This window comes from Brevibacillus sp. WF146, from assembly GCF_001673705.2.
In the GTDB taxonomy this organism is placed as follows: domain Bacteria; phylum Bacillota; class Bacilli; order Brevibacillales; family Brevibacillaceae; genus Brevibacillus; species Brevibacillus thermoruber.
The window spans coordinates 836,953-861,544 of sequence record NZ_CP109943.1; the positions used below are offsets into that span (position 1 = coordinate 836,953).

A 24,592-nucleotide genomic window follows, 5' to 3' on the forward strand; every position below is an offset into this window, starting at 1 on the left:
CCCCGGAAATGCCGCGATGGCTTTCCGAGGGGCTTTTTTGCCGGTCGGACCCGAAACCTCCTGTCGGACGGGAAGCGCCGCCGCTCGCGGCAGCCGGTGTGAACCGCCGCCTGTTTGATCCATCCCGCCCCGGGAGATGGAGAAGGTGCCAAAAGGGGACGCGGCCGCTTTGACAGGAGACGGCGGTCGGGATATGCTACAACTTGGAGAGGCAAAAAGGAAATGGCGGGAGAAATGGGGGATGGTGGTGCGGGCGATCGTGCTGGGCGTTGTGGCTTCCTTCTTTTTTGCCTTTACGTTTGTGCTCAACCGGGCGATGGATCTGGCAGGAGGCAGTTGGATCTGGAGTTCCTCGCTTCGCTATTTGTTCATGGTCCCGTTTCTGCTGGCGATCGTCTGGCTGCGCGGCAATCTGCGCCCGCTGTGGCGGGAGATGGGGGCCAGACCGTGGGCGTGGCTGGTCTGGAGCTTCGTCGGGTTCGGGCTGTTTTACGGTCCGCTCAGTTTTGCCGCCGCGTACGGTCCGGGCTGGCTGATCGCCGGCACGTGGCAGGTGACCATCGTCGCCGGTTCGCTGCTTGTTCCGTTTTTGGGTCAGAAAATTCCGTACAAGGGACTGGCCGTATCCCTGATCATCCTGGCCGGGGTGGCCCTGATGCAGATGGAGCACGCGAAGGCGCTCGGGGTCAAGGAGGCGCTGTACGGGATCGTGCCGGTTGTCGTCGCCGCGTTTGCCTATCCGCTCGGCAACCGCAAGATGATGGAAATTACCCGGGGGCGACTTGACGCCTACCAGCGGGTGCTGGGCATGACGCTGGCCAGCATCCCGCTGTGGCTGCTGCTGGCAGTCTGGGGAGCGGCGGCGGAGGGACTGCCCAGCGTCAGCCAGACGGTGCAGTCCCTGATCGTGGCGGTGACGTCCGGGATCGTGGCGACGGTGCTGTTTTTTCAGGCCACCGACTTGTCCAAGGGCAGTCCCGGGCGTATGGCCGCGGTGGAAGCCACGCAGGCGGGCGAAGTGGTGTTTGCCGTGCTGCTGGAAGTGCTCCTGCTGTCCGCGCCGCTGCCGGGGGCATGGTCGTGGGCCGGAATGCTGCTGGTCGTCGGCGGCATGGCGCTGCACAGCCGGGTCTCTCACAAAAAAGAATCGGCTTGTCAACCCATTGAAAAATAGTTTCACAAAATTGTTCATAAATTTGTTAACAGATTTATTCCAAATGGCATGGGAGCTTCCAAGAAAATTATGTATACTTAAGAGGTTACCAGTCGAGGTAGGTGTAGGGAATGGCCCTTACTCTATTTGTTTGTCGCGCTCTCCGGTTGCTAATACTTTTCAGCTTTGGGTATCATAGTGGAGGATAGCAGCAGACGGAGTGATCGTTGACAGACAAAAGAGTACGAATAAACATTCGGCTGCACGGCAGGTTGCGGGCGGAATGTTACCAACACGAAAGAAAGAGGGGTTCAATGGTATGAAGAGTTGGCAACAGTTTTGGCGTCAGCTTTTCCTGTTTGGGTTGCTGGCGCTGACACTAACCGGTTGCGGCATACAAGAGCTCTCCGCGCTCAAGCCGCAGGGGCCGGTTGCAGCAATGCAGTTCGATCTGATGAAGTTGTCCTTCTCCATCATGATCGGCGTCTTTATCGTTGTTATTCTGATCTTGACCTATGTCCTTATCCGTTATCGCAAACGTCCGGGACAAGAGGGCATTCCGAAACAGGTGGAAGGCAGCCACACGCTGGAGATCCTATGGACGGCCATTCCGTTCCTGCTTCTGATCATCATGGCTATCCCGACGGTCACCACCGGCTTTGCTCTTTCCAAAGAATACGACAATAAGGAAGCGCTTCAAGTGAACGTAACCGCTCACCAGTTCTGGTGGGAGTTCGAGTATCCGGATCTCGGTGTAGCTACCGCGCAAGACCTGGTGCTGCCGGTGGGTAAAAAGGTTCAATTCACCCTGAACTCCGCCGACGTGATCCACGCGTTCTGGATTCCGGCGCTGGGCGGTAAAATCGACACCAACCCGGGCCTGGAAAACAAAATGTGGCTGCAGGCCGACAGAACCGGCACCTTCTACGGCAAATGCGCCGAACTGTGCGGGGCGTCCCATGCTCTGATGGACTTCAAAGTGGAAGTCATGGAGCAGGCCGACTTCGACAAGTGGGCACAGAAGATGAAAACCGTGCAGTCTGCCGATCCGAAGAAGGCTACCGCCAGTGCCGCAGAAGGCCAAGCCATTTTCGAAAAGAGCTGTTTGGGCTGCCACGCTGTAGCGGGCAAAGGCGGAAAACTGGGTCCGAACCTGACCAACTTTGCTGACCGCATGCGCGTGGCGGGCATCAAGCCGAACGAGCGAAAATACCTTGAGGAATGGCTGAAAGACCCGCAAAAAATGAAGCCGGGCAACAACATGCCAAACCTGAACCTGAGCGACGACCAAGTGAACGCACTGGTTGATTACCTGTACACCCTCAGTGTGAAGGACGAAGTGAAGGACGAAAACAAACAGTAAGCGACCGTCATGAGGCAGTGACGCTAAAAAGGAGGTAAAACCGTGTCTGCACATGCTTCTCATGCACCAAAGCGGTCAGGGCTGTGGGATTGGCTCACGACAGTGGACCACAAGAAAATCGCGATCCTGTACCTGATTGCCGGCGGCCTTTTTTTCCTGGCCGGCGGAATTGAGGCCCTGCTGATTCGTTTGCAATTGATGTATCCGGAGCTTTATGTCGTCGGGGCCAAGACGTTTAACGAACTGATTACCATGCACGGTACCACGATGATCTTCCTGGCTGTCATGCCAGTGATTTTTGCCCTGATGAACGCGGTTGTTCCGCTGCAAATCGGTGCGCGCGACGTTGCGTTCCCGTTCGTCAACGCACTCGGTTTCTGGCTCTTTTTCTTCGGGGGCGTGCTTCTGAACACCAGTTGGTTTTTGGGCGGTGCGCCTGACGCCGGCTGGACGTCCTACACGACCCTGGCCCTCAACCAATTCAGCGGCCGCGGCATTGACTTCTACGTGCTCGGCCTGCAGATCGCCGGTCTGGGTACCCTGATCGGTGGGATCAACTTCCTGGTGACGATCATCAACATGCGCGCGCCGGGCATGACCTTCATGCGCATGCCGCTGTTCACCTGGACGTCCTTCGTGACTTCCGGCTTGATTCTGTTCGCGTTCCCGGCGATCACCGTCGGTCTGGTGCTGTTGATGTTCGACCGCCTGTTCGGGGGCAACTTCTTTAACCCGGATGCCGGCGGTAACATTCTGATCTGGCAGCACCTGTTCTGGATCTTCGGTCACCCCGAGGTGTACATCCTGATTCTGCCTGCGTTTGGTATCATCTCTGAAGTCGTTAGTACATTCTCGAAAAAGCGTCTGTTTGGTTACAGCTCCATGGTATTCGCGACCGCGCTGATCGGTTTCCTCGGCTTCATGGTGTGGGCGCACCACATGTTCACCACCGGCATGGGGCCGATTGCCAACACGCTGTTCGGTCTGGCGACCATGTTGATCGCGGTGCCGACCGGTATCAAAATCTTCAACTGGCTGTTCACCATGTGGGGCGGTCAAATCCGCTTCACCACGGCAAACCTGTTCGCCGTCGGGTTCATTCCGACCTTCACCATCGGCGGTATGACCGGTGTGATGCTGGCGATTCCGCCGGCTGACTACCAATACCACGACAGCTATTTCGTCGTGGCGCACTTCCACTACGTAATCGTAGGCGGTCTCGTATTCGGTCTGTTTGCCGGCCTCTACTACTGGTGGCCGAAAATGTTCGGCAAGATGCTGAACGAAACGCTCGGGAAATGGAACTTCTGGACGTTCTTCGTCGGGTTCCACCTGACCTTCTTCCCGCAGCACTTCCTGGGTCTGATGGGGATGCCGCGCCGCGTCTTCACCTACCTGGCCGGCCAAGGTCTGGAACTGGGCAACTTCATCAGTACGATCGGCGTGTTTGGCATGAGCATCGGTACGATTCTGTTCCTGGTGAACGTCGCCGTTACCGCGAAGAGCGGCAAACGCGCTCCGGCCGACCCGTGGGATGGCCGCACGCTGGAATGGTCGATTCCGTCTCCGCCGCCGGAGTACAACTTTGCGCAAACGCCGCTGGTACGCGGTCTGGACGCGCTGTGGGTAGAAAAAATGGCGGGGAACAAAGGCATGACCCCGGCCGAACCGCTGGGCTCCATCCACATGCCGTCCGGTTCCTTCCTGCCGTTCGTCATGTCTGTGGGGCTGTTTATCGCCGGTTTCGGGTTCATGTATCACAACTACGTGGTCGTCGTCATCGGCTTGGCGATCAACTTTGCGTGCATGCTGCTGCGTTCGCTGAAAGACGACCCCGGCTATCACATTGAACCGGACGAGATCGAAGAGAAGGGGGTTAAGGCGTAATGGCTACACATCACGTACACGCGGTTCTGCCTGACGAACCGGAAAAAGCCACCCTGGAAGGGAAGAACAAGATCCTCGGCTTCTGGCTCTTCCTCGGCGGGGAAACCGTTCTCTTCGGTTCGCTGTTCGCGACGTTTATCGCTCTGCGCGACCAGACCAACGGCGGACCTTCTTCGCAGCAGCTCTTTGACATGCCGCTCGTGGCGATTGCGACGCTGCTGCTCTTGACCAGTTCGCTCACCAGCGTGTTTGCGGTGCTGGCGATGCACAAGAAAAACCTGAAACAGGTGCAGGCCTGGCTGACCGTGACGGTCCTGCTCGGTCTCGGCTTCCTCGGCCTGGAGATTTACGAGTTCATGCACTACTACCATGAAGGACACAAGATTTCGTCCAGCGCGTTTGGTTCGGCGTTCTACACGTTGGTTGGCTTCCACGGAGGCCACGTGCTGTTCGGGATTCTCTGGATCGTCACCCTGCAGTTGGCGGCCGTCAAAAAAGGCCTGACCGTGGTGACCGCTCCGAAGTTTTACGTAGCCAGCCTGTACTGGCACTTCATCGACGTCGTGTGGGTGTTCATTTTTACCGTGGTCTATCTCATGGGCATGATCGGTGGAAAGGTGGGATAAGCGATGGGAGCACATACGCACAATGAAGAAGTACGCAAGCCCAAAGTGAAAAAGGAAAGCGCGAAGAACCACATTGTGGCCTTTATCGCTTCCCTCGTGCTCACCGCCCTGGCTTTCGTCGCAGTCGCTTATGAGGTGGTGCCGAGCGGATTTACCGTACCCTTTATCGTCGGACTGGCGTTTGTCCAGGCGCTCTTCCAGTTGTTCTTCTGGATGCACATGGACCAAAAGGGGCATGAGTTTGCCCGCATCTCGATCTTTGCCGGCCTGTTCTTCGTGCTGGCAGCCGTGATCGTGTTCGTGTTCTGGGTGTGGGTGTAAAAACAGAAACAGAAAGAAGGGCAGACTTCTTGGTCTGCCCTTTTTTTGCGCATCCGCAAGGGGATGACGAGTTCACCAAGGGAGCGCAAGCGGTGGCAAACAGGCTGACGCGCTGCTAACAGCCGAATATTTGTCCGAGTTTGTTCATTTTTACAAGAGGAAGAAAGCGCAAATCAGCGGTATAATGGAGTTTGAATGAAGGGCACCCTTTCTAGTAGGAAAGGAGACGGGATTCATGCATAACCACCATCAGCATCACAACGCGTCCGATACGGGAATCGGCCCTTTTTCCGATCTGTGGAATCCGGAAGTCCTGCTGATCACGCTGCTCTTGGTCGTCCTGTACTTCCTGGTGACCGGACCGCTGCGCAGCCGCTTTGCCGGCGCAGAGCCGGCGACCGGGAAACAACAGACCATCTTTGTCCTGGCGATGGTGATCCTGTACGCGGCAGCGGGAAGTCCGATCAACTACCTGGGGCACCATTACCTGTTCAGCATGCACATGCTGCAGATGGCTCTGCTGTTCATTGCGCTGCCGCCGATGATCATGCTGGGCATTCCGGGTTGGCTGTGGGCCGTCATTTTCCGCAACCGGGGGGTGCGTGCCGTCCTTCGTTTCTGTACCCGACCGGTGGTAGCGGCGCTTCTCTTCAACAGCCTGCTTTCCTTTTATCACTTTCCGGCGATTCTGGACTATGCGGCCCAGAACCACAATTGGATGAACGCCATTCACGCGGTAATCTTTCTCGCCGCCTTCTGCATGTGGTGGCCGATCGTGAGCCCGCTTCCCGTGCAGGAGAAACCGTTGGAAGGGCTGCGGAAAGTGGCGTATCTGTTCCTCAATGGCGTCTTGATTACGCCGTCCTGTGCCCTGATCATTTTCGCGGGCGAACCGCTTTATCACAGCTACATGAATGCGCCGCTACTGTTTCCGGGCCATACCGCCTTCGAGGACCAGCGCCTGGGCGGCATCATCATGAAGCTGGTGCAGGAAGGGGTATACAGCTCGGTGCTGGCGTACATCTTCTTCCGATGGTATAAACAGGAGAAACAGAACGATTTGCCAATGGACCAGCAGACGCCCGGACCACAATTGGGTGATCTGGCTGCGTCCGGCGCCGACAAGGGAAACGCGTAACAAACAGAGAGAAACGGACGATTTGAGGTGTAGGACATGTCGATCATTCTGCCGACCATCAGCACGTCGTTTATTGCCATCAGCGGCATTCTCGTCGCGTTCGGCTGGTATAACATCCGCTGCCGCCGGACGGAAACGCACATCAAGCTGATGACATGGGCGGCCATTTTCGCCACCCTCTTCTTTATCACCTACGTGTCTCGCACTGCCTTCGTGGGCAATACCCATTTTGGCGGTCCGGACGATATCCGCATCTTCTATCAAATTTTCCTGCTCTTTCACATCGTGTTGGCTACGGTGGGGGGCGTGATGGGGCTGGTTACCCTCTACTACGGGTACAAAAAGCAGTATGCCAAGCACAAAAAAATCGGCCCCTGGACTTCGGTAGTCTGGTTTGGCTCGGCGATCACGGGCGTAACCGTATACACCCTGCTGTACCTGATATATCCGGGTGGAGAAACGGCCGGCGTGCTGGACGTCATCTTCGGCAGGTAAGCGCCTGTTGAAATTTTGTCAAGAATGATGTCGTTTTGGATTTGCTTATTCTGATACAATTGCGGTAACCGCAGCGAAACGACAGAAGCGGGCACACTCTCGCACCCCGCAGGTTGACTTGTCAGGACTTGTTTCGTTACAATGTAAGCTGATTTATTAGCCGAAACGAATATATGTGAGAGATTCGGGCCGCCGCTTCCTCGCTAGAAGCGGTATGCCCATGTAAAGGGATGTTTGCACACAAATGAGACAGGAGGTACGAAACGTGGACCAGCAAGTGACGATGCAGGAATCGCTCAATACCGATTCCGCCATGCAGGCCCAACCGGTGCAGCAGGCAACTTGGCGCGATTACGTGCAGCTCACCAAACCGGGCATCACCATGTCTAACCTGATGGCTACATTTACCGGTCTGTGGCTGGCTTCCCACGGTTTTCCCGATTGGAAACTGGCGCTGTTCACCATGCTCGGCACCGCCTTGGTGATCATGTCCGGTGCGGCACTGAACAACTACTACGACCGTGAGCTTGATCAAAAGATGAAACGCACCAGGGACCGCGGTCTGGCGTCCGGGCGCATTCAGCCCCGTCATGCGCTGCTGATCGGTATCGTGTTCCTGCTTGTTGGTCTGGTCGTGCTGGCTGTCTTTGCCAACCCGTTGGCAGCGGTGTGGGGCTTGATCGGTCATATTTTCTACGTGTTGATCTACACACCGCTCAAGCGCGTCACCACTCTGAACACGGTGATCGGCGGCGTTTCCGGTGCGGCTCCCCCGGTTATCGGCTGGGTGGCGGTCACCAACAACATGGACCCGAGCGCGTGGCTGCTGTTTTTGATTCTGTTCCTGTGGCAACCGCCTCATTTCCTGGCGCTGGCCATGCTGAAAACGGAAGATTACCGAGCAGGCGGCATTCCGATGCTGCCGGTGGTCAAAGGGTTTGCCGAGACAAAACGGCAGATGTTCCTGTGGGGCTCCGTGCTGCTGCCGGCCTCGCTGCTGCTGTTCGTGTACGGCAACGTTGGCTATCTCTATCTGGCGGTCATGGCGTTCATGGGCGTGCTGTACATCGTATTTCTGTATCAGGGCTTCCATGCCAAGGATGACCTGGCGTGGGCGCGCAAGCTGTTCGGATTTTCCATTCTGTACCTGACCGTGTTCTGCGCGGCCGTCGTCGTCAGCACGATGATCGCGAACTTTTGACACGCAACGCTCACAAATGGCAACGGAACATCCCTTGCATGGCGGGGGATGTTTTACTATTGTAAAGAGGGACAACAATAATTTATTCGAGCTAGGTGTTCACAGATGGAAAAATGGCTGAAACCGCTGGCTGTCGTTGCCACGCTCGTCATGTTGGGCGTGATGATTGGCGGCTCGCTGGTAACGAAGACCGAATCGGCATTGGGATGCGGGAACGACTGGCCGCTCTGCAACGGCAGATGGGTCCCGGAATACACATTGGAATCGCTGATTGAATACATGCACCGGTTCGTCACGGGGATCGCCGGCATCGTGGTCGGTGTGTTTTCCGTGATGGCCTGGCGCCGCTACCGGGGCAACCGGGAAGTGCGCAACCTGGCCATCTTTGGCTTGTTCTTTATCGTCGTGGAGTCCATTCTGGGCGCATCCGCGGTGATCTGGCCGCAGTCGTCCGGGGTGCTGGCGCTGCACTTTGGATTTTCCCTGCTGGCCTTTACCGGCGTCTTTCTGTTAAGCCTGTTCGTGCTGCAGAGAGACAAGCGGGAGAAATGGGTGCAGATGCCCGTCTCCAAGGGATTCCGCAATTACATCTGGGGCGTGGCCGCGTACGCCTATGGCGTCGTCTACCTGGGCGCCTATGTCCGCCATACCGGTTCCAGCATGGGATGCAGCGACTGGCCGCTCTGCCAGGGCAGACTGATTCCCGAGCTGGCGGGACAGACCGGCATTCACTTCGCGCACCGGGCGGCTGCCGCCCTGCTGTTCGTGCTGGTCCTGGGCGCCATGATCTACGCCGTCCGCCATTTCAAGGAGAAGCGGCGCGACCTGTACGGGGCGAGCATCCTGGCCTTCGTGCTGACGGCGGTGCAGATCCTGAGCGGCGGGTTGGTCGTCCTGTTCCGGCTGCACCTGTACGCGACCCTGTTCCACTCGCTGGTCATTACCTGTCTGTTTGCCGTCATCTGTTACATGTGCGTGCAGTCGCTCAAGCAGCCGCACAAGTCCACCGTTCGCCACTGACAAGCGAAAACGAGCGAAGCCGCCATCCGGCCGTGTGCCGGGTGTGCGGCTTTTTGCTTGGGAGGATTTCGTTCGGGCACCAGCCGGTGAATCCGCTCCTTGCCGCGCGGACCGGCCGGCGGAAATGTCCGGTAAACGGGTGCTGCAGCTTTTTTCTTGCCGCGCCTGGCTTCGCTTTTGTTACAATAAAAGCAAACACATGATCGGGAAAGGGTGAAAGCATGCGCATTTTACATACGGCCGACTGGCATTTCGGGCGGCAGTTGGAAGGGCGCGACCGGCGCGCGGAGCAGGCCGCGTTTGTGGACGAGCTGTGCCGGATCGCGGACGAGCGGGAGGTCCACCTGGTGCTGGTCGCCGGCGACGTGTACGATTCGGTCAATCCGCCTGCCTGGGCGGAAGAGCTGTTTTACGAAGCGCTGGAGCGGTTGTCGGCGGGAGGTCGGCGCGGCGTGGTCGTGATTGCCGGGAACCACGACCAGCCGGAGCGCGTTCGCGCGGCCGCGCCGCTCGCCTCCAAGCACGGGATCGTCCTGCTCGGCCTGCCCAAGGAAGCGCCGCTCTTGTCCGGTCCCGAGGCATCGCCGGAGCGCGTGCGCATCGTGGACGGGGGACCGTCGTGGCTGGAGCTGGCCGTGCCGGACGTCGACCATCACGCCGTCGTGCTGGCCCTGCCGTATCCGTCGGAATCCCGCCTGAAAGAGCTGTTGAGTGAGACATTCACGCCGGAGCAGATGCAGCTCGCCTTTTCCGAGCGGATCCAGACGCTGTTTGCCGATTTGGCCGGCCGGTTTCGCGGGGATACCGTCAACCTGGTGATGAGCCATCTCTTTGTCATGGGCGGCAAGGAAACCGAGTCGGAGCGGCCGATTCAGATCGGCGGGGCGCTGACGGTTTCGCCGGATGCCTTCCCGCCGCAGGCGCACTACGTGGCGCTTGGCCACCTGCACCGCCTGCAGAAGCTGGGGGAGCGCCCCCTGATCCGCTACAGCGGTTCGCCGCTCGCGTACAGCTTTTCCGAAGCCGGCCAAAGCAAGGCCGTCGTGCTGGTGGAGATCGTTCCCGGCGGGGAGGTGCAGGAAGAGATCGTCTACCTGCAAAGCGGCAAGCCGCTGGCCCGCTGGAAGGCAACGGAGGGCATCGCCCAGGTGGAGCGCTGGCTGGAAGAAGGACGGGACGCGGGCACGTGGATCGATCTGGAGCTGCACGTGTCCGACGTGATCGATCCCGCCGAATTTCAGCGGCTGCGCAAACTGAGCGACGATTTTGTCAGCATTCGGCGCGTGGTGGTGCAGGGCGAACGGGAACAAGAGCGGGAAGAAGCGCGGACCGAACTGGCGGAGCTGCAGCCTGACCAGTTGTTTCGCCGCTTTTTCGAGCGCAGGCGGGGCGCGCAGCCCGACGAGCGGCTGGTCGATCTGTTCCTCCGCCTGCTGGCGGAAGAATCCGGAGAGGAGGAGACGGGATGAAGCCGATACGCTTGAAGCTGGCCGGGCTGCACAGCTATCGGGAGATGCAGGAAGTGGATTTTGAGACGCTCTGCGAGGCCGGGCTGTTCGGGATTTTCGGCCCGACCGGGAGCGGCAAATCGACGATTCTCGATGCCATCACGCTGGCCCTGTACGGACAGGTCGTCCGGCAGGGCGGGGGAAGCCATCCCAAGGATGTGCTGAACCAACTGGAGCAGCGGGTGTTCGTCTCGTTTACCTTTGAGCTGGGCAAAGCGGGCGAACGGCGCCGGTACACGATCGAGCGGGAATTTGGCCTGGACAAGAAGGGCAACCGGCGTCCCCCGGAGGTGCGGCTCATCCAGTGCGGCCAAGCGCCGGGCGAACCGGACGTGGTGCTGGAGTCCAAAGCGAACGCGGCCACGGCGGCCGTGGAGGCGCTGATCGGCCTGACGCTGCAGGACTTTACCCGCGCCGTGGTGCTGCCGCAGGGGCAGTTCTCCCGCTTTTTGACGTTGAAGGGCAGCGAGCGAAACGAGATGCTGCAGCGGATGTTTCATCTACATATCTACGGCGAAAAGCTGAATGAACGTGTGCGCGCCGCGCTGGAGAAGACGCGGGCAAGGCTGCACGAGCTGCAGTTGGAGGCGGCGGCCTTGGGCGATGCCGGCCCCGAAGCGCTGCAGGCGGCAAGGGAAGCGCTGGAGGAAGCTGCCCGCCAGGAGCAGGTCTACGCGGAACAAAAGCAGGAGCTGGCCGGGAAAATCAAGGAGATGGAACAGCTCTACCAGTGGCAGCAGGAGCTTGAGCGCGTGCGGGAACGGCTGGACAAGCAGATGGCCCGGCAGGCGGAAGCGGACGAGTGGAAGGCCCGGATCGCCGAATGGGAGGCCAGCGTGCGCCTCTGGCCGCTGGTGCAGCAGTGGGAGCGGCTGGAGGCGGACTGGACGGAAGCGGCGCGGAAGCTGGAGCAGAGCCGGCGCGAACAGGAAGCGGCCCGGCAGGCGCACGAAGCCGCCGAGAGCGAGTACCAGCGCTGCCAGAGCGCGCTCATGCGGGAAGAACCGCTCTTGATCGAACAGAAGAGCAGGCTGATCCAGGCCGCGGAGTGGGAGACAGAGCTGGCGGCGCTAAGAGACGAGTGGACCGTCCTGGATCGGGAGCGGCAGGCGGTGAGCGAGCAGTTGGCCGAGACGGAACGGCAGTTGGCCGCGGACGAAGCGGCGCTCGAGAACGGGGAACGCGAGTGGCAGCGGCTGGCCGAACAGTTGGCCGCGGCCGCCGTGACGCCGGAGTGGCGCGACCTCTTGACGGCGGCGCGGGAGGCCAAACAGCACTGGGAACGGGAAGTGAACGTGCGTCGCGAGCTGGAGGCCGAGCTGGCGTCCGTGGAACGGGAGCAGCAGGCGGCATCCGCCGAGGCGGAGAAGCTGCGCGCCAGTTGGGAAGCGAGCGCGGCCCGGCTGGCAGAGGCGCGCAAACGGCTGGAAGAACAGCTCGCTCAGCCGCTGATGTCGGACGCGGAATGGGAGCACGCCCGGGATACGCTGGCGCAGATCAAGCAGGTGGGACGCCAATGGCGGGACCTGCTTCAGCAGATGGCCGTCTGGCAGGAAAAGTGGCAGGCCGCCGTGCGGGAAGGCGAACAGGCTGAAGCCCGCTGCCGCGATCTGGAGGCGGCGTGGCAGGCGGAAGACGCGCGTCTCGCCCGACTGCAGGCGGAGCGCGACCGGCTTCGCGCGGAATGGGAGCGGTGGCAGGAAGCAAACATGGCCCGCCTCCTCCGCGAGCGTCTGTCGGACGGCGAACCCTGCCCGGTCTGCGGCTCGACGCACCATCCCCAGGCGGTGCCCGGCGGCGCCGGCAAAGCGGACGGCGAACGGGACGGCCGCGAACTGCGGGAACGGGTAAAAGCGGCGGAGGAAGCGCTCCGGGAAGCGGAACGGCAGCTCAGGACCGCCTTTGAAGCGCTGCAGGCGGCCAAGGCGGAGCGGAGCGCCCGAGAACAGCGCCAGGTCGTGCTGCAGGAAGAGCGGGAAGCGCTGGAACAGCGGATCGCCGCCGTCCGGCAGGAGTGCGCGAGCCACGGCGACAAGTGGAAAGCGGGCAGCATCGAGGAACTGCTGGACGTCTATCAGCGGGAAGACGCCGCGCTGCGGGAGCAGGCCGCTCGCCGGGAACGGCTCGCGGCCGAGCGGGAACGGCTGCAGCAGCAGGCGGATGCGCTGCGTGAACAGGAGGCGGAAGAGCGCCGCCGCTACGAACGGATCGCCGTGCTGATGGAGCAGCTTCACCGAAAGCAGGCGGAGATGCGGGAGCGTCTGGAAGCGGCCGCCCTCCGGGTCGCCCAGGCGGAAGCGGCGCTCGATGCGAAGCGGGGCGACCTGCCGGTGGAGGAGATCGAGCGGCGGTTTGAGGAGATCGGCCGAAAAGACCGGGAAGCGGCCCGGCTGCAGCAGGTTCGCTCCGAACAGGAAGCGCAGATGCAGCGCCTGCGCAGCCGCCGGGAAACGGCCAAAGCGGCCCGCGCGGAACTGCTGGCCCGGGAAGCGTCCCTGCGTGAACGGCATGACGACCGGAAACGGCTGTGGGAGCAAAAACAGGCGCAGTGGCTGGAGCGAACCGGCGGCACGCCGGCCCGCGAGCGCCTCGCTCTCGTGGAGCGGTCCCTGTCGGCGCTGCGCGAGGCGCTCACGTCGGCGGAAGAGCGGCGCAGGCAGACGACCGAGGCGAGGGAACGGGTGCAGAACGACCTGGTCAAGCACTCGGAGACGTACGCCGTGCTGACCCGGCAGCGGGCAGAGGCCGCGGAAGCGCTGCAGCGCGCGCTCATGGAGAGCGGTCTCGGCACGCCCGAACGCGTCCGGGAACTGTACGGGGAAAAGGAACTGCTGCCCCAGTACCAGGAGCGGCTGGCCGCCTTTGAAAGCGAATGGGCCCGCCTCCGCTACGACGAAGAGCGGCTGGTGCAGGCGCTGGACGGCCGTACGGTCGGCAGCGAGGACTGGCTGGCGGCAAAGCAGGCCTGGGACGAGTGGGAACAGGCGTATCACGCGGCCAAGGAACAGGTGGCCGTCGCCCGGCAGGCGTACGCTTCCGTCGAGGAGAACCACGGCAAGTGGCAGGAACTGCAAAAGCTGCTGGAGGCGGAGACGGACGAGCTGAGCAGGCTGGAGGAATTGAAAAAGCTGTTGGAAGGAAAGGCATTCGTCCAGTTCATTGCGGAAGAAAAGCTGGCCTCGATCGCACGCGACGCCTCCCATCACCTGAAGCGGATGACCAAGAACCGCTACGCGCTGGAGATCGGCGACGAAGGCGAATTCGTCCTGCGGGACGAAGGGGCCGGGGGCCTGCGCCGTCCCGTCAGCACGCTGTCCGGCGGGGAGACGTTCCTGACGTCGCTCGCGCTGGCGCTGGCGCTTTCCATGGAAATCCAGATGCGCGGCGGCCGCCTGGAGTTCTTTTTCCTGGACGAAGGGTTCGGGACGCTGGACCCCGAGCTGCTGGAAGTGGTGATGGACGCGCTGGAACGGCTGCGCATGGACGACTTTACGATCGGCGTGATCAGCCACGTTCCGGAGATTCGCGTGCGCATGCCGCGCCGTTTGATCGTGACGCCGGCGGAACCGCTGGGAGAAGGCAGCAAAATCAGCATGGAAGTGGAGTAAGGGCGGCGGACGTGTACCGGTGCGGCCGTGGGAGCGGAGCGAGGCCGGTACGTCCGCCATGGCACGTTGCGAGGAAGAGCGAAGAGGAGGGAAACGGATGGCGGTCCAATTTGTCCTGGGCCGGGCGGGAACCGGAAAGACGCGGACGATTCTGGAGCGAATCGGCCGGCGCCTGCAGGAGGATCCGCTGGGCTCGCCGATGATTTTGCTGGTGCCGGAGCAGGCCAGTTTCCAGGCGGAGCAGACGCTGGCCACCCTGTCCGGGCTGGGCGGCGTGATCGGCACGCAGGTTCTCAGCTTTGGCCGGCTGGCCCACCGCCTGCAGCAGGAGCTGGGCGATCTGACGCTGATGCAGGTGGACGACCTGGGCAAGCACATGGTGCTGCGCCTGCTGCTGGAGCGGTACAAGGATCAGCTTCAGGTGTTTGGCCGCTCCGCCCTGGAGCCCGGATTTGCGGCGCAGTTGGGACGGCTGATCAGCGAGTGCAAATCGTACGGGGTAACCTTTGAACATACGGAAAACCTGGAGTGGGGGAGCGCCACGCTCAACCAGAAGATACACGACCTGCGCCTGATCATGGGCGCGTACGAGGCCTACCTGGCCGACGGGTACTGCGACGCCGACGACATTCTCAACCGCGTGGCGGCGAAGGTGGGCGAATCGGCCTACATCCGCCAGGCGGAGGTGTTTATCGACGGCTTCAGCGGGTTTACCAATCAGGAGCTGCGGCTGATCGAACAGTTGATGATCCATGCCAAGCGGGTGACAATCGCTCTCTGTCTCGATCCGGCCGAGCGGGACGCGTCCCTGGATGAACTGGGCCTGTTTCATCCCACGCTGCGGACGTACCGGGCGCTGGAGACGATGGCGCGAGAAGCGGGTGTCGCCGTGGAGAAGCCCGTCCTGCTGACGGAACCTGTCCGCTTTGCACACAGTCCGTGGCTCAAGCAGCTCGAGGCCCGCTACTTTGAGTGGGGCGGCCCGGGAGCGCCGCCCGCGCCTGCCCGCACGGACGAAGTGGCGCTGCTCTCGGCCGCCAACCGGCGTGCCGAGGTGGAAGCGGTGGCGCTGCAAATCCTCGCGCTGGCCCGCGACGAAGGATACCGCTGGCGGGACATGGCCATCCTGCTCCGGGAGATCGGGACGTACGCGGATGAGGTGGCGACCGTCTTTACCGATTACGGCATCCCGTTCTTCCTGGACCAGAAACGGACCGTTATGCACCACCCGCTGGTGGAACTGGTCCGCTCCGCCTTGGAGGTGATCGCCGGAAGGTGGCGGTACGAGGCAGTATTTCGCTGCTTCAAGACCGACCTGATCAGTCCGGAGCCGGAAGCGGCGGAGGGGGCGGAAGCGGAAGAAGCGGTGCGGCGCCAGGTTGACGTTTTGGAAAACTACGTGCTGGCGCACGGTGTTTACGGCTCCCACTGGGCGCAGGAGGCCCCCTGGCGCTTCGGCGGACCGGCGGGGGCGGACGAAGACGCCGAGGCGGACGGCCTGCGGCGCCGCTACGCCGCTCCGCTGCTGCGGTTTGAGGCGGAGCTGAAGCGGGCGGAAAAAGAGAACGTGCGGGAGATGACGGCCGCGTTGTACCGCTTTCTCGCTGCGCTGGAGGTCCCGCAGAAGCTGGAGCGCTGGCAGCGGACGGCGGAAGCGGCGGGCGACCTGGAGGATGCCCAGGTGCACGGCCAGGTCTGGAACGGCTTGATGAACCTCTTGGACCAGGTGGTGGAGGTGATGGGCGACGAGCAGATGGAGATCGCCACGTATGCCCGCGTCCTCGACAGCGGCCTGGAGAGCATCGAGCTGGGGCTGGTGCCTCCGGCGCTGGATCAGGTGCTGGTCGGGTCGATGGAGCGCTCCCGCCAGCCAGACGTCAAGGCGCTGTTTCTGCTCGGCGTCAACGAGGGCGTCATCCCGCTCAAGCCGAAGGAAGAAGGCATCCTGGACGAAGCGGAGCGGGAGCGGCTGGCCGAGATGGGGGTGGAACTGGCGCCCAGCGCGAGACAGCGGCTGATGGCCGAGCCGTTCCTGCTGTATCAGGCGATGACGCGCCCCTCCCGGCGCCTGGCGCTGAGCTGCGCCCTGGCTGACGAGGAGGGCAAGGCGCTTCTGCCGTCGTCCGTCTTTTCGCGCGTGAAAGAGGTGCTTCCCGACGTGCCTCACCGCTTTTTCCACAACGAGCCGACCGGAGAGGCGGAGGCGGACGCCTTTCTGCTCGGCAGCCCGCGCCGATTGTTTCGCCATCTGCTGACGCTTTTGCGGGGAATGAAAAAGAGCGGCACCCTTCCGGTCTTTTGGTGGGAAGTGTACGACTGGTTTGTCCGCTGCTCTCCCGATGCGGCACGGGAAGGCTGGCTGCTTTCCGGCCTGCGCTACACCAACCGGGCGGCGCCGCTCGACAGAAAGACCAGCCGGGCGCTGTACGGCGAGCGGCTGAGAATGAGCGTCTCCCGCCTGGAACGCTTCCAGGCCTGTCCGTTTTCCCACTTTTCCTCGCACGGGCTGCGCCTGGGCGAGCGGCGGCTGTACAAGCTGGAGCGGTTTGACGTGGGCGAGCTGTTCCACGCCTCGCTGAAGCGGGCCGTGGAAAAGATGAACGAAGAACACCTGGAGTGGGGACGGCTGACCGAGGCCGACAGCATGCAGCTCGCCAGCGCGGTGGTGGACGAGCTGGTGCCGGCCACGCGGAGCAGCATCCTGACCCGGACGGCCCGGTACCGCTACCTGTCCGGCAAACTGAAGCGGGCCGTGGGCCGGGCGATCTACGTGCTGGGGGAACACGCCAAGCGCAGCCGGTTTGCTCCGGTGGGGCTGGAGGTGGCGTTCGGCCCGGGCGGTGACCTGCCGGGGCTGGCGCTGAAACTGGCGAACGGGGCGGAAATGCTGCTCGTCGGACGCATCGACCGCGTGGACCAGTCGCTGGACGAAGAAGTGCCGTATCTCCGCGTCATCGACTACAAATCCGGCCCCAAGCAGCTCCAGCTCTCCGACGTGTGGAACGGGCTCAATCTGCAGCTCTTGGTCTACCTGGACGTAGTGGTGACCAACGCGGAGGCCTGGCTGGGGAAAAAGGCGGAACCGGCGGGGGTCTTTTACTACCAGGTGGCCGATCCGTTCGTCACCGCCAAGCGGCTGCTGACACCGGACGAGGCCGCCAGGGAGCGGGCGAAAAAGCTGCGCATGAAGGGGCTGATGCTGGCCGACCCGGAACTGGCGCGGATGATGGACGCCTACGTGGAGCAGGGGCCGTCCGAACTGCTGCCGTTTGAGCTGAAAAAGGACGGCAGCCTGTCGGCCCGTTCGTCCGTCGCCACCCCGGAGCAGTTTCAGGCGCTGCAGCAGTACGTGCGGGAGACGGTGGAAGCGATCGGGCAGCGCATGACCGACGGCGAAATCCAGATCGCCCCGTATGTCCAGGGGACCGTGACCGCATGCCAGTTCTGCGCGTACAAACCAGTCTGCCAGTTTGACGCGGAATCGGCCGGGGAGATGCGCCAACTGCCCAAATGGAACAACAAACAGGTGTGGAGCATGCTGGCCGGCCAACAGCAAACGGAAGAAGGAGGAAACGACGATGTCACAGCAGCAAGAGGCCAAGCCTGAGCAGTGGACGGAGGAGCAGTGGCGGGCGATTACGCGGCGCGGCCGCAATCTGCTGGTGGCGGCGGCGGCCGGTTCCGGGAAGACGTCTGTCCTGGTGGAGCGGATCATCCGGCGGATCATGGATGAAAGCGATCCGGTCGGGGTGGACCAACTGCTGGTGGTCACCTTTACCAACGCGGCCGCCGCAGAGATGCGGCACCGCATCGGCGACGCCCTGCGCAAGGCGCTGAAGGCGCAGCCCCACTCCGCCCACCTGCGGCGGCAGCTGGCGCTGCTGCAGCGGGCGACGATCACCACGCTTCACTCCTTCTGTCTTTCGCTCCTGCGCCAGTATTACTACCTGGTGGAGCTGGACCCCGATTTCCGCATCGCTGACCAGATGGAAGCCGAGCTGCTGCGCCAGGACGTGCTGGACGAGCAGATGGAGGCGTGGTACGAGCGGGACGCGGAGTTTCAGGCGCTGGCCGATCTGATCCTGGACGGCCAGGACGACACGCCGCTCGCGACGCTCCTGGTCAGGCTGTACGAGTTTTCCCGCAGCCATCCCGAGCCCGAGCGCTGGCTCGACGAGGCGGCCGGGATGTTTGAAGCGGCCGATCCCGGCGGATTGGACAGCTTGGCCTGGACCAAAAGCGTCCTGCAGTCGCTGGCGTTGGAACTGCGGGCGTTGGAGGGAAAAATCCGGAGGGCGGCCGTTCTCGCTGCGGCACCGGACGGCCCCCAGGCCTACGTGCCGCTGCTGGAGGCGGAGGCGGACGCGCTCGCTCGGGCTGGCGCCGCCTGCCGTCAGGGATGGGAAGCGGCGGAGTCGGCGGTGCGCGCCGTATCGTTCGGAAGGCTGCCGTCGGTCAAGGAGGCGGCCCCCGAGGTCAAAGAGCAGGTGCAGGACCTGCGCAACGAGGTGAAAAAGGCGCTGGGCGAGCTGACGGAACAGTATTTTGCCATGCCGGCCGAGCGGTATCTGGAGGATGTGCGCCGGCTCGCTCCGCACATGCGGACGCTCGCCCGGCTCGTCTGCGAGTTTGAAGCGGCGTTTCAGCGGGAAAAGCGGGCCCGTTCGCTGGTCGATTTCAGCGACCTGGAACATCTCGCGCTGCAGGTGCTGACGGAGCGGACGGAGGACGGCCGGACGGTTCCTTCCGCGGTCTCCCGCCAACTGCGCGACCAGTTTGCCGAGGTGCTGGTGGACGAGTACCAGGACATCAATCTGGTGCAGGAGACGATCCTGCGGATGGTCTCCCGCGACGCCGAGACACACGGGGCGGCCAACCGGTTTATGGTGGGCGACGTGAAGCAGAGCATTTACCGCTTCCGGCTGGCCGAGCCGAAGCTGTTTCTCGACAAGTACCTGACGTATGCGACGGAGGCGGACGAAGCCGGATCGGGCGGCGAAAGTCCCGGCGAACGGATCGACCTGGCCGCCAACTTCCGCAGCCGGCGGGAGGTGGTGGACGCGGTCAACTTCCTGTTCCGGCAGATCATGTCGCCCGGGGTGGGAGAGATCGACTACGACCGTTCCGCCGAACTCATCTGCCGCGCCGCCTACCCGGAATCGGAACCGGAGAGGCTGCGGCCGGAGGTTCATCTGATCGACCGGGCCGCCCCCGAAGAGCCGGGGGATCAGGCCGAAGCAGAGGAGACGGGCCTGCCCCCTGCGGGTGAGGCGGCTGAAGAGGCCAGCACGGCCCAGTTGGAAGCGCGGCTGATCGCCAGGCGGATTCGCCGCTGGATGGAGCCGGGCGAGGGGGAGGCGCCGCTGTTGGTCTACGACAAAAAAGAGGGCGGGCTGCGTCCCCTGGCGTACCGGGACATCGTGATCCTGCTGCGGGCTGTCTCCGGCTGGGGCGAGGCGATGATGGAAGAGCTGCGGGCCGCCGGCATTCCCGTCTACGCGGAGCAGAGCGAGGGGTACTTTGACGCGACCGAAGTGGAAGTGATGCTCTCGCTTCTGCGCGTGATCGACAACCCGCTGCAGGATATTCCGCTGGCCGCCGTGCTGCGCTCTCCGCTCGTCGGGCTGCGCGAGGAGGAGCTGGCCCACATCCGCATCCGCTATCCGGCGGGGCCGTTTTATCAGGCGGTGCACCGCTACGTCGAAGAACAGCCGGCGACGTGCGGGTGGGAAGAAAAACTGCACCGCTTTTTTCGCCGCCTGAAGCGGTGGCGGACGCAGGCGCGGCGGGAACCGCTGGCCGAACTGATCGCCGCGCTCTACAGGGAGACCGGCTACCTGGACTACGTTGCCGCCCTGGAAAACGGCCAGCAGCGGCAGGCCAACCTGCGCGCGCTGTACGACCGCGCCCGGCAGTACGAAGCGGGCTCGTACCGGGGACTGTTCCGCTTTCTGCGCTTTGTCGACAGGCTGCGGGAGGCGGGCAGCGACATGGGCGAAGCCCGAACCATCGGCGAGAGCGAGGACGTCGTGCGAATCATGACGATCCACAAGAGCAAGGGGCTGGAGTTTCCCGTCGTCTTTGTCGCCGGGATGGGCAAGATGTTTAACACCATGGATGTGAAAAGCCCGTTTCTCCTGCACAAGGACCTCGGCTTTGGTCCGATGGCGGTGGAACCGGAGCTGCAGGTCCGCTACCCCAGCCTGGCGGCGCTGGGCATCCGGCAGCAGATGCGGCGGGAAATGCTGGCCGAAGAGATGCGGGTGCTGTACGTCGCCCTGACCCGGGCGCGGGAAAAGCTGGTGCTGGTGGGCACTGCCAAGGATTTGGGGAAAAGCGTAACCGCCTGGGGACGACAGGGGGACGGCGAACGGCTGGACGACGAAGACCTGATTCAGGCCAAGGGCTACCTCGACTGGGTGGGCCGCGCGCTGCTCAGGCACCCGCAGGCTTCGCCGCTCAGGGACTACCCGCGCGAGCGCGGCGGCGAACCGGTGTCGGTCCGCACGGTGCCGGACGATTCCTGCTGGTCGTTTCATTTTTACCTGGCGGATCGGCTGCAGGCGGAATCGGACGGTCAGGCGGAGGGCCAGTCCGTCTGGGAGCGGCTGACCCGGCGCGAACCGATCGCCGAGCGCCCGGCCGACGAAACGCTGCGCACGCTCATCGAACGCCGGCTGGGATGGAGCGATCCCCATTCGGCCGCGTCCCGGGTGGCCGCCAAGTGGACGGTCAGCGAGCTGAAGCGGCGAGCCAAGACGGGCGGCGGCTTTCCCTATCTGCTGCCGGCGATTGCGGAGAAACCGCGCTTTCTCGTCGAGGACGCACGCCATCGCCTGACCAGCGCCGAACTGGGGACGGTAACCCACCTGGTCCTGCAGCAGCTCGACCTGGGCCGGCCGCTGGACGAGCAGGACATCCGGCAGCAGATCGCGTCGCTGGTGCTGCGCCGCTTTCTGACCGAGGAGCAGGCGGAGGCGGTAAACGCCCGCGACCTTGCCCGCTTTTTCGCTTCCCCGTTGGGAGCGCGCATGAAACAGGCGGCCAAGGTCCATCGCGAACTGCCCTTTACGATGGCGATGCCCGCCCATGAGGTGGACCCGGAGATCGGCGAGGCGGGCGACGAGCACGTCATCGTCCAAGGGGTGATCGACTGCCTGCTGGAGGAGGCGGACGGCCGGTTGGTCCTGATCGATTTCAAGACGGACCGGATCGCCGCAGAGCCGTCTCCTGCGGTTATCGACGAGATGAAACGGCGGTATGAAGAGCAAATCCGCCTCTACGTCCGTGCCGTGGAGCAGATTCTCAAGACGCGCAAGGTGGCGGAGAGCTACCTGTATCTGCTGGCGGGCGGGGTTGCGGTGCCTGTCGAAACCGACGGCCGACATCAATAGAATCGAAAGAAAAGAGAACAATCCGGTTTCCAGAGGGAAGCCGGATTGTTTTGTTTGCCTAGAAACTATTTCCTGTATATACGTGCAGCATCGTCTGCAATCTATGAATAGGCGCCCGGAACGTTGCCGATTCAAGAGGGGGCAGCGCTGCGGGCAGACGAGAACACCGGTTGCGCAATAAACTGGATAATAAGGAAAAAATCGGTCTGTCAGCGACCGTTTTTTGTTTTTGGATAAAATATCTTTTAACGATAACAAAAATATAATCCTAATTACAATATTGTTCTGATAAATATGACAATGTATAATGAGAGGCGTTCCCGGTACGGCTTACCGGTTCTTTGGCGGCAGGCACACCATACGTGAATGAGAACACAAACATCGGGGGTTATACGAAATGGACATCTTGCGTCAATTCTTTCGCAAAAAATCGATCTCCCAGATGCTGGAGCAGACGGAAAGCAAGCACGGCTCGCTGCGCAAGGCACTGGGGGCGTTTGATCTTACCATGCTGGGCATCGGGGCCATTATCGGCACCGGCGTCTTTGTACTGACGGGTGTGGCCGCCGCGAAATACGCCGGTCCCGCGTTGGTGCTCTCCTTTGTCCTGGCCGGACTGGCCTGCGTGTTTGCCGCGCTTTGTTATGCTGAGTTTGCCTCCACCGTGCCCGTTTCGGGAAGCGCATACACGTACAGCTATGCCGCTTTTGGCGAACTGGTCGCCTGGATTCTCGGATGGGATCTGATATTGGAGTACGGCGTAGCGTCCGCCGCCGTCGCGAGCGGCTGGTCCGGATACGCGCAGGGATTGCTGGCCGGATTCGGCATTCATTTGCCCACCGCACTGACCAGCGCGTACGATCCGGCAAAGGGCACGATCATCGACCTGCCCGCCGTACTGATCACTGCCGTCATCACCGCCCTGCTCATGATGGGCACACGCGAGTCGGCGAAATTCAACAACGTGATGGTGTTTATCAAAGTGGTGGTCATTCTGCTGTTTTTGGCCGTGGGGATCGGTTACGTGAAGCCGGACAATTGGACGCCGTTCATGCCGTACGGCTTCGCGGGAGTGGCCACGGGAGCGGCGACGGTCTTTTTTGCCTTCATCGGCTTCGATGCCGTCTCCACCGCAGCAGAGGAGGTGCGGAATCCCCAGCGCAACATGCCGATCGGCATCATCGCCTCCCTGCTGATCTGCACGGTTCTGTACATTGCGGTCTCGCTGGTGCTGACCGGCATCGTGCCGTTCGAGCTGTTGAACGTGAAGAACCCGGTTTCCTTTGCTTTGGAGTTCGTGCATCAGGATTGGGTGGCCGGCTTCATCTCCCTGGGCGCGATCACGGGCATTACCACCGTGCTGCTGGTGATGATGTACGGGCAAACCCGGCTGTTTTTTGCCATGAGCCGCGACGGTTTGCTGCCTGCCATCTTTTCCCGCGTCAATGAAAAGCGGCAGGTTCCCCGTCAAAGCACGTTGATCGTGGGCGGCCTCGTCGCCCTGTTCAGCGGTCTGTTGCCGCTGCACAAGCTGGCCGAACTGACCAACATCGGTACGCTGTTTGCCTTTATCGTCGTCTCTGCCGGCGTGCTGGTGCTGCGCAGGACCAATCCCGGCCTGCGGCGCGCGTTCCGCGTGCCATTGGTGCCGCTGGTGCCGATCCTGGCGATCCTGTTTTGTAGCTACCTGATCTACAGTCTGCCTGGCGGGACCAAGATCGGTTTCCTGATCTGGCTGGTTGCCGGATCCGTGGTCTACCTGGCGTACGGCAGACGTCACAGCAAGCTGGCCCGAGACGCAAGCGAGTGTTAATACGGGAACAAACGTTGACGAGCAGGCATGCCGGAGCGGGCGGCCTGCTCGTTTTCTTCTACGATCGGGGGTGCCGCTTCGGTTACAAAAACGGGAAATCGTGCTACAGTAAGTGGGAGGAGACGTGGAACAGGAGGATGTCCCATGAAGCGAAAACGGGCGGACCGCCCCGGCTGGCGGCGTGTGAAGAAGATGGGGTATACGGAGAAACGGGTGGAGTCGGAGGCCTTTACGGGCTACGCGGTGCGGCTGACGCTGGACGAAGTGACGGAACCGGCGTTCATGACCGTTGACGGACGCGAGCTGCGGGTGGGCGACAACGGCTACTGCTACCTGCAGTACTTTCCCGACGGCGAAGCCTACGCCGTCACCAGAATGCTGGACGAACGGGGACACACGGTGCAGTGGTACATCGACATCTGCAGGGAACACGGCAGGGACGAGCGGGGGTTTTTGTACTACGACGATCTCTATCTCGACATTGTTGTGCTGCCGGATGGAGCGGTCATCCTGCTGGACCAGGACGAACTGGACGAGGCGCTGGCCGAAGGAGCGATCAGCGCGGAGGACCACCGCTTCGCCTGCGAGACGGCGGACGATCTGCTGGCGAAAATCGCTGCCGGCCAGCGTAATGTGTTTGACTATCCCGATGTTTTTGCATAAAATATGGAAGGATTTTGGAGCAACCTGTAAGGAGAGGGGGATACAGGTAATGGGAACACATGCGTCTCGTTGCGTGTCCGCCTCTTTTTTCCCAAAAGGACGAAAGCCGCTGCCGCTTTCGTCCTTTTTTTGACGGTTTTGACGGTTGCTCTGCCGAAGAAGATCTATCCGCGCCAACGGGGACGGGAAAAGGCTCCTGCACGTTTTCAACTTCGACACCCCCGGCGCGATGACGCGGATCTGTCAGGGCGAACAGGTAGGGACGTACGTGGGGCGGGAGGTCGAGTGCCGGCTGGAGGACGGCTGAACAGGCGGTGCGCGGCTCTCCTCCGAACGGGGGGATTTTTTTTCGAGCGTCTTTACATGGGGCCGGGAGCAGGCATATAATGTGAACGAAGAAAG

At 62.0% G+C, this 24,592-nt stretch carries 15 protein-coding genes; all 15 read left to right on the forward strand.

The window, feature by feature from the left end:
• Positions 1-247: 247 nt before the first annotated feature.
• The 15 genes from A6764_RS04080 to A6764_RS04150 all read left to right on the forward strand — a co-directional run bounded on the left by A6764_RS04080 (position 248) and on the right by A6764_RS04150 (position 24,190).
• Positions 248-1,174, forward strand: a complete 927-nt coding sequence (locus A6764_RS04080) for a DMT family transporter (RefSeq protein WP_065067283.1) — start codon at positions 248-250, stop codon at positions 1,172-1,174.
• 298 nt (positions 1,175-1,472) lie between these two features.
• Positions 1,473-2,516 (forward strand): cytochrome c oxidase subunit II, encoded by a 1,044-nt coding sequence (gene coxB / locus A6764_RS04085; RefSeq protein WP_029098231.1) that lies wholly within the window; start codon positions 1,473-1,475, stop codon positions 2,514-2,516.
• A 42-nt stretch (positions 2,517-2,558) separates the two neighbouring features.
• Positions 2,559-4,403 carry a cytochrome c oxidase subunit I gene (gene ctaD, locus A6764_RS04090; protein WP_065067281.1) on the forward strand — a complete coding sequence of 615 codons (1,845 nt, stop codon included), beginning with the start codon at positions 2,559-2,561 and terminating at the stop codon, positions 4,401-4,403.
• The gene (locus A6764_RS04095; protein WP_029098233.1) at positions 4,403-5,029 is read left to right on the forward strand and encodes a cytochrome c oxidase subunit 3; all 627 of its coding nucleotides are present in this window, start codon (positions 4,403-4,405) and stop codon (positions 5,027-5,029) included. The genes ctaD and A6764_RS04095 overlap by 1 nt, the downstream gene beginning before the upstream one ends.
• Positions 5,030-5,032: 3 nt before the next feature.
• The gene (locus A6764_RS04100) at positions 5,033-5,350 is read left to right on the forward strand and encodes a cytochrome C oxidase subunit IV family protein (protein WP_029098234.1); all 318 of its coding nucleotides are present in this window, start codon (positions 5,033-5,035) and stop codon (positions 5,348-5,350) included.
• 235 nt (positions 5,351-5,585) lie between these two features.
• Positions 5,586-6,488: a cytochrome c oxidase assembly protein gene (locus tag A6764_RS04105; protein ID WP_029098235.1), complete on the forward strand. Its 903-nt coding sequence runs from the start codon at positions 5,586-5,588 to the stop codon at positions 6,486-6,488.
• A gap of 36 nt (positions 6,489-6,524) precedes the next feature.
• Positions 6,525-6,983, forward strand: a complete 459-nt coding sequence (locus A6764_RS04110) for a DUF420 domain-containing protein (RefSeq protein ID WP_065067280.1) — start codon at positions 6,525-6,527, stop codon at positions 6,981-6,983.
• Positions 6,984-7,248: 265 nt separating this feature from the next.
• Positions 7,249-8,184: a heme o synthase gene (gene cyoE, locus A6764_RS04115; protein ID WP_065067279.1), complete on the forward strand. Its 936-nt coding sequence runs from the start codon at positions 7,249-7,251 to the stop codon at positions 8,182-8,184.
• Positions 8,185-8,289: 105 nt separating this feature from the next.
• Positions 8,290-9,204, forward strand: a complete 915-nt coding sequence (locus A6764_RS04120) for a COX15/CtaA family protein (protein WP_029098238.1) — start codon at positions 8,290-8,292, stop codon at positions 9,202-9,204.
• Positions 9,205-9,425: 221 nt separating this feature from the next.
• The gene (locus A6764_RS04125; protein ID WP_264622407.1) at positions 9,426-10,673 is read left to right on the forward strand and encodes a metallophosphoesterase family protein; all 1,248 of its coding nucleotides are present in this window, start codon (positions 9,426-9,428) and stop codon (positions 10,671-10,673) included.
• Positions 10,670-14,320: an AAA family ATPase gene (locus A6764_RS04130; protein WP_264622408.1), complete on the forward strand. Its 3,651-nt coding sequence runs from the start codon at positions 10,670-10,672 to the stop codon at positions 14,318-14,320. The genes A6764_RS04125 and A6764_RS04130 overlap by 4 nt, the downstream gene beginning before the upstream one ends.
• Before the next feature lie 97 nt (positions 14,321-14,417).
• On the forward strand, positions 14,418-17,927 hold the full coding sequence (addB, locus tag A6764_RS04135; protein WP_264622409.1) for a helicase-exonuclease AddAB subunit AddB: 3,510 nt from the start codon (positions 14,418-14,420) through the stop codon (positions 17,925-17,927).
• Positions 17,899-21,714 (forward strand): helicase-exonuclease AddAB subunit AddA, encoded by a 3,816-nt coding sequence (gene addA / locus A6764_RS04140; RefSeq protein ID WP_264622410.1) that lies wholly within the window; start codon positions 17,899-17,901, stop codon positions 21,712-21,714. Before addB ends, addA begins: the two co-directional genes overlap by 29 nt.
• Positions 21,715-22,111: 397 nt before the next feature.
• Entirely contained in the window at positions 22,112-23,527 is a 1,416-nt protein-coding gene (locus A6764_RS04145; protein ID WP_065067277.1) for a branched-chain amino acid transporter BcaP, read from the forward strand.
• A gap of 144 nt (positions 23,528-23,671) precedes the next feature.
• Positions 23,672-24,190: a ribonuclease FAU-1 family protein gene (locus A6764_RS04150; protein WP_065067276.1), complete on the forward strand. Its 519-nt coding sequence runs from the start codon at positions 23,672-23,674 to the stop codon at positions 24,188-24,190.
• Positions 24,191-24,592 lie beyond the last annotated feature (402 nt).

Bases quoted from the DNA above. Each gene is read 5' to 3' on its own strand.
- coxB (WP_029098231.1), top strand. From the start codon at position 1,473: ATGAAGAGTTGGCAACAGTTTTGGCGTCAGCTTTTCCTGTTTGGGTTG.
- A6764_RS04095 (WP_029098233.1), top strand. From the start codon at position 4,403: ATGGCTACACATCACGTACACGCGGTTCTGCCTGACGAACCGGAAAAA.
- A6764_RS04100 (WP_029098234.1), top strand. From the start codon at position 5,033: ATGGGAGCACATACGCACAATGAAGAAGTACGCAAGCCCAAAGTGAAA.
- A6764_RS04105 (WP_029098235.1), top strand. From the start codon at position 5,586: ATGCATAACCACCATCAGCATCACAACGCGTCCGATACGGGAATCGGC.
- A6764_RS04110 (WP_065067280.1), top strand. From the start codon at position 6,525: ATGTCGATCATTCTGCCGACCATCAGCACGTCGTTTATTGCCATCAGC.
- A6764_RS04120 (WP_029098238.1), top strand. From the start codon at position 8,290: ATGGAAAAATGGCTGAAACCGCTGGCTGTCGTTGCCACGCTCGTCATG.
- A6764_RS04125 (WP_264622407.1), top strand. From the start codon at position 9,426: ATGCGCATTTTACATACGGCCGACTGGCATTTCGGGCGGCAGTTGGAA.
- A6764_RS04130 (WP_264622408.1), top strand. From the start codon at position 10,670: ATGAAGCCGATACGCTTGAAGCTGGCCGGGCTGCACAGCTATCGGGAG.
- addB (WP_264622409.1), top strand. From the start codon at position 14,418: ATGGCGGTCCAATTTGTCCTGGGCCGGGCGGGAACCGGAAAGACGCGG.
- addA (WP_264622410.1), top strand. From the start codon at position 17,899: ATGTCACAGCAGCAAGAGGCCAAGCCTGAGCAGTGGACGGAGGAGCAG.
- A6764_RS04145 (WP_065067277.1), top strand. From the start codon at position 22,112: ATGGACATCTTGCGTCAATTCTTTCGCAAAAAATCGATCTCCCAGATG.
- A6764_RS04150 (WP_065067276.1), top strand. From the start codon at position 23,672: ATGAAGCGAAAACGGGCGGACCGCCCCGGCTGGCGGCGTGTGAAGAAG.